The sequence below is a fragment of the Stenotrophomonas sp. HMWF003 genome (genome assembly GCF_003061285.1).
Taxonomy (GTDB): Bacteria; Pseudomonadota; Gammaproteobacteria; order Xanthomonadales; family Xanthomonadaceae; genus Stenotrophomonas; species Stenotrophomonas maltophilia_AP.
In genome coordinates, this window is the sequence record NZ_QAIW01000240.1 from 1 (window position 1) to 9,717 (window position 9,717).

A 9,717-nucleotide genomic window follows, 5' to 3' on the forward strand; every position below is an offset into this window, starting at 1 on the left:
TCTTGGGATGTCCTACCGCTGGTGAGCGGCAGGGTGGGCGCGGTGGGTAGCCCATCTTCATTCGCCCCCTGAATCGAAACCATCCAACCAATCGACTCAATCGACGTTTGCAACTAGTTGCATGGGACGGGGTGCGCGGGAAGGACACACTGGCCTCAGTTCCCGAGACTGTCGCCTTCAACTCGAGATCACGCCCATCACACGTGATCTCGACCTATACGCTGAGGCTGACGTCGCCGCCCAGGCGAGACGGTTCCGGACCCTTTGCACTTTCTACCGCAAGGATAGACATATGAACCGTCGCACCGTTTCCTCCACCCACCTGCCGACGCTGCGCCCGCTGGCCGCCAGCCTGCTGCTCGCCTTGAGCACGCTGCCCATGGGGATTGCCTTTGCCGGCGACCTCGACGATGAGAGTGCCGTGGTCAACCCGGGAGACACGCCGGAGGCCTGGCGTCTGATCAACAATTCACAGCTGGCGGTGGTGGGTGGAAAGACACTTCGCATTTCCGCCGGGGGCACCTCTACCGTGACGCTCGAGAATGCCGAAGTTGTCCGCAGTGGCACAGGGTATACGGCCGTAGAGCTCCGTGACGACGCCATCTTTGGGGCCGTCAACAGTCGCTTCCTGGGAACCATTCAGCTTGACGGCGGTAACTCAGAAGCGCGGCTTGAGAACAGTGAGGTGATTGTCACCACGGCGGGCCAGGCTCCGAGCAACACCGTGTCCGTCGGCGTGGATCTTAGTTCAGGCCCCGCGGGTGGGGGCGCGCGTACTTCCTCTGCGCGGATCAGCGGCACGACCATCCGCGTCGAGGATGCGCCCGATACCAGTCAACCATACAACAGCGGCCTGGGCGTTCGGCTGTTGTTCGGGCAGGTGGATATTCTCAACAAGTCCCACATCGTCGCCGCCAACGTTGGCGCGTTGCTCAGCGGTACGGTCAGTGCTCCCGAACGCCTGCGCCTGAGCATTGATGATTCCACGCTGGAGTCCGGACACGGCGCAGCCATCCATGTTCGCCCCCTTGGTTCGGACAAGCGCTACGACATCACCGTCAGCAATGGATCACAGCTCATCGGCGGCGACGGCAACCTGCTGCTCGTGGCCCGGGAGACGCCAGCAATGGGGCGCGCCGACGTGGCCTTTACCGTGGACAACGCACGTCTGGCCGGCAACATCACCTTCGATCCCGGCACAGTAAACGGCACGCTGGATGTTGCCCTGCGCAACAAGGCGCAGATCGACGGCCGCTTTTTCAACGTGACCTCGGCCAGCATCGACGACAACAGCACCTGGCTGCTGACCGGCGACAGCAGTGTGGGCCGCCTGGCGCTGGGCAGCACCGGCACCATCGGGCTGGGCGATGGCACTACGTTCAACACGCTCACCGTTGATAGCTTCACCGGCGATGGCGGCACGTTGGCGTTCAACACCCAGCTGGGCGACGACACCTCGGCCAGCGACAAGCTGGTCATCACCGGCGATGCCAACGGCCAGGCCAATGTGCGCGTGACCAATGCCGGCGGCACCGGGGCGAAGACCGATCGTGGCATCGAGCTGATCGATATCGGCGGTGCGTCCAACGCGCAGTTCGACCTGGTCGGCCGCGCCGTGGGTGGGCAGTACGAGTACTTCCTGGTGAAGGACGCCAACGGCAACTGGTACCTGCGCTCGGACCTGGCCGCCGGGCCGGACCCGTGCCTGGTGGATCCGAGCCTGCCGGAGTGCAAGCCGGTCGACCCGATCGATCCGGTCGACCCGCCGTCGCCGGTGCTGCGCCCGGAAGCCGGCGCGTACCTGGCCAACCAGTTCGCCATGGACCAGCTGCTGCGGCACCAGTGGCGCGACCGCCAGGGCGGCAGCACCGCCATCGACGGCGTGCGCGGCTGGGCGCGGGTGGATGGCACGCAGAGCAAGCTGTCGGCGGTGGAAGATCAGCTGGATCTGCGCGTGGACCGCTCGCGCCTGCAGCTGGGCGCCGATGTGGGCGTGTTCGACAACGGTCGTGGCCGCGTGGGTGTGATGGGCACGCTGGCGCAATCCAGCGCGACCTCGCGTTCGCAGCTGACCGGCTACAGCGCACGCGGCAAGGTCGAAGGCGGCGCGCTGGGCGTGTACGGCAACTGGAACACCGACGCGCTGTATGTGGATGCCAGCGTGCAGCGCGGGCAGTTCCGCAACCGCGTGCAGGGCGAAGGCCTGGCCGAGGAACGCTACGACTCGGACATCTGGCAGTCGTCGCTGGAAGCGGGCTATCGCTTCGACATCGGGCAGATCGGCAACACCGCGTTGCGCCTGCAGCCGGAGTTGCAGCTGGTGTACACCGATGCCACTACCGACCGGCACACCGAACGCAACGGCACCATCGTGCGCAGCGTGGGCGACGACGGGTTGTCGGGCCGCCTGGGCCTGCGCCTGCAGGGCGAGTCCCGTGCCACGGTGGGTGCGGCGGTGAGCCCGTACCTGGCGGTGAACTGGTACCGCGATGGCAGCAGCAACGGCATGGCCTTCGATGACGACGTGCTGCAGGCCAGCCTGCCGCGCAACCGGTACGAGGTCAGCGCCGGTGGACGGGTGGAGTTCCGCTCGGGACTGAGTGGTTGGGGCGGGCTGGGCGTGATGCGCGGTGACCATGGGTATCGCGAGGCCACGGCGAACCTGGGGATGTCGTACCGCTGGTGAGCGGTTGGCTTGCCACGGTGGGTGGGTCGGGAGCCGGCCAGCGGCCGGCACTACCCGGGCGAATGGGGCTCTGCCCGGCTCAACCAGCGAAGTGCTGGTAACCGCCCGGGCCGGTTTCGCCTTCGCACTGCACGCCCTGCCCTTCGACGATGCGGCCGATGCGGGTGAGCGGCAGCCGCAGCGATTCGGCCACGGCATGCAGCGCGTCGCGCTGGTCGGCGGCGGCGGTGAAGCACAGTTCGTAATCGTCGCCGCCGCGCAGGGCGCAGCCACGCGCGGCATCGCGACCGAGCACCGCACGCAGGGCCGGTGACAGCGGCAGGGCATCGGCATCCACTTCGGCGCCCACGCCACTGCGCGTGGTGATGTGGCCCAGGTCGGCCAGCAGGCCGTCGGAGACATCCACGGCGGCATGTGCGAACGCACGCAGACGCAGCCCCAGGGTGACCCGCGGGGTGGGCCGCAGCAGTCGCTGCCGCAGCGCTTCGTAATCGCCCAGCACGGTGGCGGTGGCGATGTTCAACTCGCCGCGCTGCCACAACTGCAGCGCACCGGCGGCATCACCGAGGGTGCCACTGACCCAGATGTCATCGCCCACCTGGGCGCGGTCGCGGCGCAGCGCCTGACCGCGGGCTACCTGCCCCATCGCCGTGACCGAAAGAGACAGCGGGCCCCGCGTGGTATCACCACCGATCAGCGCGATGGCGTGTTCGTCGGCCAGGGCGAAGAAGCCGTCGGCGAACGATTCGATCCAGTCCGGGTGCGCGTCGGGGAGCGACAGCGCCAGCGTGCACCACGCCGGGCGTGCGCCCATGGCCGCCAGGTCGGACAGGTTGACCGCCAGGGTCTTCCAGCCGATGTCGAAGGGCATGGTCTCGGCCGGGAAATGCACGCCGCTGTTGAGGGTGTCGGCGGTGACCACCAGCTGTTCGTTCGGCCGCGGCTGCAGCAGCGCGGCGTCGTCGCCGATGCCGAGCACCACGTCGTCGCGCTCGGCGGTGCGGGCACGGATGCGGTCGATCAGGGCGAATTCGGCAAGGGACATGGGCGCTCCCGCGGTTGTGCGTGCCGCGCAGCGCGCGGTGGGGCCGGTTGTACGTGCCGCGCGGCGCGCGATGGGCGGTTATGCCTGCCGCGCTGCGTGCGGTTGTCGGTAGTGCCGGCCGCTGGCCGGCAACCTCAGCATCCCGGCAGCTGCCGGCCAGCGGCCGGCACTACCGCAGGCCGGTCAGTGACCGGATTCGGCCTTGCGCCACTCGACCGCTGCGCGATCCAGCACGCCGTTGACGTAGGTGTGGCCGTGCTCGGAACCAAAGCGTTTGGCCGATTCGATGGCTTCGTTGATCACCACGCGGTACGGCACGTCCAGGCGGTAGCGCATTTCGAAGGCGGCCACGCGCAGCGCGGCGCGTTCGATGGCGTCCACTTCGTCGATGCTGCGGTCCAGGTACGGGGTCAGCGCCTCGTCCAGGTCCTTGCGGTTGTCCAGCACGCCGTGGATCAGCGCTTCAAAGTAGGCCAGGTCGGCGATTTCGCGCGCCTGCTCGTGGGCAAACTGGGCAATCACGGTCTGCGCGTTGCCCCCGGAAATCTGCCACGCATAGATCGCCTGCAGGGCACGACGGCGCGCGCGCGAGCGCAGCACGGGGTCGATGCCATCACGGCGGACGGGTTTACCGGAGGGCTTGCCCGGGTTCGACTTGTTCACGGCAACTGCTCCAGAAGATTGACCATTTCCAACGCCGTCAGTGCGGCTTCCTCCCCCTTGTTGCCATGGCTGCCACCGGCACGGGCCTCGGCATCCTCGGCGCGTTCCACGGCGAGCACGCCATTGAGCACCGGCACGCCGAAATCCAGCTGCACGCGCATCAGGCCTTCGGCGCAGCCATCGGCCACGTGTTCGTAGTGGCGGGTGTCGCCACGGATCACACAGCCCAGGGCGATGATCGCGGCATGTTCATGCGCGGCGGCCAGGCGGGCGGCCACCAGCGGCAGTTCCCATGCGCCGGGCACGCGGATCACGTCGATGGCGGCTTCGTCGATGCCGTTGCCGGCCAGGCTCTGCCGCGCGCCAGCCACCAGCACGTCGGTGATGCGGGCATTCCAGCGGCTGGCGAGGATGGCGAAACGGGCCTTTTCCGGAGTACGGAGGTCGCCTTCGTAGTGGCTCATGTTCGGCGTGGGGTCCAAAAGGTTGACTAGTTTAACGCGGGCGGGCCGGTTACGCCGGACAGGCGGCTGCCCGGGTGGCGGTGCGCGGTGGTCGGGGGAAAGCCACGTAGAGCCGGGCTCTGCCCGGCTGGCGGTGCGCGGTGGCCAGGGGTAGCCGGGCAGAGCCCGGCTCTACGGGGCGGTCGGTCAGGGGGTGACCGTTTCCACCACTTCCAGCCCGTACCCGGCCAGGCCGATCTGGCGGCGGGGGGTGCCCAGCACGCGCAGCTTGCCCAGGCCCAGGTCGGACAGGATCTGCGCGCCGGCGCCGTTGCGGCGCCACTGGCTCACATCCTTGTCCTTGCCCGGGGTCACCGGGGCCGGCTGCTGGCGCAGGCGGGCCAGCAGGCTGTTGGTGTCGCGCGGGGCCGACAGCACCACCATCACCCCGCGCTCGGCGGCGGCAATGGCGCGCAGGGCGTCGGTGGAGGCCACGCCGAAGTCGTCGCGGCGCCAGGGCAGCAGGTCGGCCAGCGGGTTTTCCACCGGCACCCGGACCAGCGTGGGCTCGGTGTCCGGGGTACCGCGGACCAGGGCGAAATGCAGGTCGTGGGCAATCCGGTCACGGTAGGTGACCAGCTTGAAGGGGCCGAACTCGGTGTCGATCTCGCGCTCGTCCACGCGCTCGACCGTCTTCTCGGTGGCCAGGCGGTAGGCGATCAGGTCGGCGATCGAGCCCATCTTCAGGCCGTGCTCGCGGGCGAACACCTCCAGCTCCGGGCGGCGCGCCATGCTGCCATCCGGGTTGAGGATTTCCACCAGCACGCCGGCCGGCTCCAGCCCGGCGAGCATGGCCAGGTCCACGCCCGCCTCGGTATGCCCGGCGCGGGTGAGCACGCCGCCCGGCTGGGCGATCAGCGGGAAGATGTGGCCCGGCTGGTGCAGGTCGGCCGGCCTGGCATCCGGCTTCACCGCCGTGCGGATGGTGTGCGCGCGGTCGTAGGCCGAGATGCCGGTGGTGACGCCCTCGGCCGCCTCGATGCTGACCGTGAAGTTGGTCTGGAACTGCGCGGTGTTGGCCTGGACCATCGGTGCCAGGCCCAGGTCGGCGGCGCGCTCGCGGGTGAGCGGCAGGCACACCAGGCCACGGCCGTGGGTGACCATGAAGTTGATGTCCGACGGCTTGACCAGCTCGGCGGCCATGATCAGGTCGCCTTCGTTCTCGCGGTCTTCGTCATCGACGATGACCACCATGCGGCCGAGGCGGATGTCGTCCAGGATGTCCGGAATGGGGGCGAAGTTCATGCCGCATCTCCTTGTACATGCGCACCGGTGGCCGGCACGCTGATCAACCGTTCCACATAGCGGGCCACCAGATCGATTTCCAGGTTGACCGCACTGCCCACGCCGGTGGCGGCGAAGGCAGTGTTGGCCACGGTATGCGGGATCAGCGCGACCTCGAAGCCCTGCGCATCGACCTCGTTGACGGTCAGGCTGACGCCATCCACGGAGATCGAGCCTTTCTTGGCGATGTAGCGCAGCAGCGCGGCCGGCGCGGCGAAGCGCCAGCGCTGGGCGCGGGCATCGTCATGGATGGACAACACCTGGCCCAGACCATCGACGTGGCCGCTGACCAGATGGCCGCCGAGGCGGTCGGTCGGGCGCATGGCGCGTTCAAGGTTGATCACCGCGCCGTCGGCCAGCTGGCCCAGCGTGGTCAGGCCCAGGGTCTCGGTGGACGCGTCCGCCTGGAAGGACGTGGCGTCGTAGGCGATGACGGTCAGGCAGACGCCATTGATGGCGATGCTCTCGCCCATCTGCACGTTGTCGAACGGCAGGGTGCCCACGTTGAAAGTAAAGCGGACGTCGCCGCCGAGGGTGTCGCGTGCGGCCAGACGGCCGACGCCTTCGATGATTCCAGTAAACAAGGAACGTTCTCCGCGAAAAGTGAGCGAAAAACGCCGCAAGGCATATAGGTGCACACCGAGCCCAGGGCCCGGTCGCACCGTCTTCTTTCATCCGGACTATACCGTCGGCTCCGGCATCGGACCGGATCTGCTGACCTTCCGGCAGAGGCCGGAAGCGCTCGCGGGCTCGTGCTTGCGCACCTACCGCCGGTGGGGAATCGCACCCCGCCCTGAAGACGTTTGTGTACCGGCGAACCGGCGCGGCCATTGTAACAGGGCAAGCTGACTGCTCGCTTTTTGTGAAGTTCTGGTTAAAATCCGCTCGCGCGGCAGTGATCGCCGCTCCTGCCGCCCAGTGAAGGGCCGGCTGAAATGGACCTCAATACCCACCAAGGAACCTGCATGCGCAAGATTCTCCTGGCCGCCGCCCTGCTGGCCGCTGCCCCGCTTTCCGCCGTCGCGGCCGAAGGCCTGAGCTACACCTACGTGGAAGGTGGCTGGACCCAGCTGCAGCTGGACCGCAACGGCGCCCCTTCCAAGCCGAAGCTGGACGGCGGTTACATCCGTGGTTCGTTCGCCATCGCCGAACAGGTGCACGTCTTCGGTGCCTACAGCACCGTGTCCAAGACCTACCGCTACGACTACTACGGCACCGACGTGCGTATCGAGCAGGACCTGAGCCAGCCGGAGCTGGGCATCGGCTACCACATGCCGATGAGCGACCGCGTCGACTTCACCACCGACCTGGCCTGGCTGCGCATCAACAACGAATTCAAGCGTTCGTTCGACGGCACCGACTTTGATCGCTTCAAGGAACACACCAACGCCGCCCGCGCCACCCTGGGCGTGCGTGGCAAGCCCTCGCCGCGTACCGAAGCCTGGCTGAAGGCCGGCTACATCGACGGCAGCGACATGGATGGCACCTGGACCGGCACCCTCGGTGGCCAGGTCAACTTCACCCCGACCTGGGGTCTGGTGGGCGAAGTGCAGGCGTACGACGAAGTCACCCAGTATTCGGTGGGCGTCCGCGCGAGTTTCTGATCGGGCTGCGGCGGTTCGCCGCTGCGCCGTGATCGAACGGGTCCCGAAAGGGGCCCGTTTTTTTTGGTGATTCGCCCCTATGCCGGGCAAGCAGAAACGTGCTTTGACGCTTTCCAGGCGCAGCCGTCGGCGGGTCGGGCGCTGGGGGCCTACCGGCTGCTGCGGGGCCCTCACGGCCGCGACCGGCCCGACCGGAGACGCCAGCCGATTCAAACGGCGCCCACCCGCGTAGCGTCGTGCCCACGCTGAGACGGCCCTCGCAACAGCAGGCTTCCTCAAGATGGGAGAAGCACCTTTTTTGCGCTGCGCGCTATGCATCGAGGGCGTGCGTTTGAACGCATCATGAAACGCGCCGGTGCAGGCACTGGCGGCCTGCGTCGACGGCGTTGTTAGAATCGCGTGGACGACACGAGGTCGCCACTGCCGGTCCATGACGGACCGGCCGACACGGACATCAACATCGAGAGGACTGCATGCAGATGCGCAACACCCTGATCCTGGCCAGTGTGCTGGCCATGGCGCCGCTCGCGGCATCGGCCGCCGACGGCCTGAGCTATACCTATGTGGAAGGCGGCTGGGCTGGCCTGCAGGTACATGACAGCGCGGCCGGCGATCCGGAAGCCGGCGGTGGTTTCATCCGCGGATCGTTCGCGATCGCCGAGCAGGTCCATGTGTTCGGCGGCTACAGCCGCGTGTCCGATACGTTCGGCTTCGACGGCGCCCGCAGCAAGGTGACCCTGGAGCAGCCCTACCTGGGCGTGGGCTACCACATGCCGATGAGCGACCGCATCGATTTCACCAGCGACATCAGCTGGGTGCGCCGCAATGCCGAGACGAAGTACACATTCGACGGCCTCCCGACCTACCGCAGCAAGTACCACACCAACCTTGGCCGGGCCACCGTGGGCGTGCGCGGCAAGCCGTCGCCGCGCACCGAAGCGTGGGCGAAGGCCGGTTACCTGGACGGCAGCGATGTCGACGGCAACTGGGTCGGCCAGCTGGGTGGACAGTTCAATTACACCCCGCGCGTGGGCTGGGTAATGGAAGTGGAAGCCTACGGCCGCTCCTTCGAATACACCGCCGGCCTGCGCCTGAGCTTCTGATCGGCCCTGCCCATCATGGGCACCGCACGGATGGCGGTGAATACCCCATCCGTGTGCGCATGAAAATGCGCTAGGCTTCCGCGCCCTGCATTGGACGCTGACCATGAAACACATTCCCCGCGCGCTCGCCACTTCCCTGCTGCTGTGCAGCCCATTGCTGGCATCGGCGGCGACACCCGCCGCACCGCTGACGCCCGAACAGACCTTCGATCTGTACGCACGGATGATGCTGGAAGACGACGCGGCAGCGGCGCGCACGCTCAACGACGCGCTGCGCCCGGCCTATGACGGCCAGGACCCGATCGAATTCAACAAGGGAACTTTCGCCACCGCACTCGCTTCGCCGTTGCAGGGCCTGCTCACGGCGGCAGGTACCGATGACGCGCGGATCAAGGCGATGCCCGCCGTGGTGGCCGCCAACCTGGGCAAGACCCACTGCCGTGCGCAGCGCAGCACCCTGCGCGACAACGACGCCGTGGACGGCGCGAAGGTCGCCACGGTCGCGTTCAGCTGCCAGGTGACGGCGCTGGATGGCCTGCGCCCGTTGTTCGACGCAAGCGTGGCCGACAACACCCCGGCCGGCTTGAAGCGCTTCACCGACGCCTACGTGGCCGCACTCGGCAGCGGTCCACGCCGCGAGGTGCTCGGCACCGTGGATCTGTACCCGGCCAAGGACAACGGCTACTGGTACAGCGGCAACCTCGACGCGCTGGTGGCGCCGGTGGTGGATGCGCTGCTGCCGTTCGATGCGTGGCAGCAGGAGGCCGCCGCGAAGGACGCACCGGCGGTCACCGGCGTGGCCAGCTGCGATCTGCTGTTGCAGCAGCAC

9 protein-coding genes and 1 riboswitch are annotated in these 9,717 nt (G+C 67.7%); of the genes, 4 read left to right on the forward strand and 5 right to left on the reverse strand.

Annotation, left to right across the window (positions count from 1 at the left end; translation table 11 throughout):
* Positions 1-292 precede the first annotated feature (292 nt).
* Positions 293-2,686 (forward strand): autotransporter outer membrane beta-barrel domain-containing protein, encoded by a 2,394-nt coding sequence (locus DBR34_RS09840; RefSeq protein ID WP_128096653.1) that lies wholly within the window; start codon positions 293-295, stop codon positions 2,684-2,686.
* Between the two features lie 79 nt (positions 2,687-2,765).
* On the opposite strand, the gene thiL is transcribed toward DBR34_RS09840, so the two are convergent.
* The 5 genes from thiL to DBR34_RS09865 all read right to left on the reverse strand — a co-directional run bounded on the left by thiL (position 2,766) and on the right by DBR34_RS09865 (position 6,765).
* Entirely contained in the window at positions 2,766-3,731 is a 966-nt protein-coding gene (thiL, locus tag DBR34_RS09845) for a thiamine-phosphate kinase (RefSeq protein WP_128096654.1), read from the reverse strand.
* A 183-nt stretch (positions 3,732-3,914) separates the two neighbouring features.
* Positions 3,915-4,394, reverse strand: coding sequence for a transcription antitermination factor NusB (gene nusB / locus DBR34_RS09850; protein WP_128096655.1), 480 nt, complete (start codon positions 4,392-4,394; stop codon positions 3,915-3,917).
* Positions 4,391-4,858 (reverse strand): 6,7-dimethyl-8-ribityllumazine synthase, encoded by a 468-nt coding sequence (ribH, locus tag DBR34_RS09855; RefSeq protein ID WP_038690522.1) that lies wholly within the window; start codon positions 4,856-4,858, stop codon positions 4,391-4,393. Before ribH ends, nusB begins: the two co-directional genes overlap by 4 nt.
* A gap of 186 nt (positions 4,859-5,044) precedes the next feature.
* Positions 5,045-6,142, reverse strand: coding sequence for a 3,4-dihydroxy-2-butanone-4-phosphate synthase (gene ribB, locus DBR34_RS09860; protein WP_128096656.1), 1,098 nt, complete (start codon positions 6,140-6,142; stop codon positions 5,045-5,047).
* On the reverse strand, positions 6,139-6,765 hold the full coding sequence (locus DBR34_RS09865; protein ID WP_128096657.1) for a riboflavin synthase: 627 nt from the start codon (positions 6,763-6,765) through the stop codon (positions 6,139-6,141). Before DBR34_RS09865 ends, ribB begins: the two co-directional genes overlap by 4 nt.
* A 75-nt stretch (positions 6,766-6,840) precedes the next feature.
* Positions 6,841-6,986: riboswitch (FMN riboswitch) on the reverse strand.
* A gap of 160 nt (positions 6,987-7,146) precedes the next feature.
* On the opposite strand from DBR34_RS09865, the gene DBR34_RS09870 reads away from it, so the two are divergent.
* The 3 genes from DBR34_RS09870 to DBR34_RS09880 form a co-directional block, all read left to right on the forward strand.
* Positions 7,147-7,785 carry an outer membrane beta-barrel protein gene (locus DBR34_RS09870; protein ID WP_128096658.1) on the forward strand — a complete coding sequence of 213 codons (639 nt, stop codon included), beginning with the start codon at positions 7,147-7,149 and terminating at the stop codon, positions 7,783-7,785.
* A gap of 479 nt (positions 7,786-8,264) precedes the next feature.
* Positions 8,265-8,888 carry an autotransporter outer membrane beta-barrel domain-containing protein gene (locus DBR34_RS09875; protein WP_128096672.1) on the forward strand — a complete coding sequence of 208 codons (624 nt, stop codon included), beginning with the start codon at positions 8,265-8,267 and terminating at the stop codon, positions 8,886-8,888.
* 103 nt (positions 8,889-8,991) lie between these two features.
* A partial coding sequence (locus DBR34_RS09880) for a hypothetical protein (protein ID WP_258223794.1) occupies positions 8,992-9,717 on the forward strand: 726 nt, incomplete at its 3' end.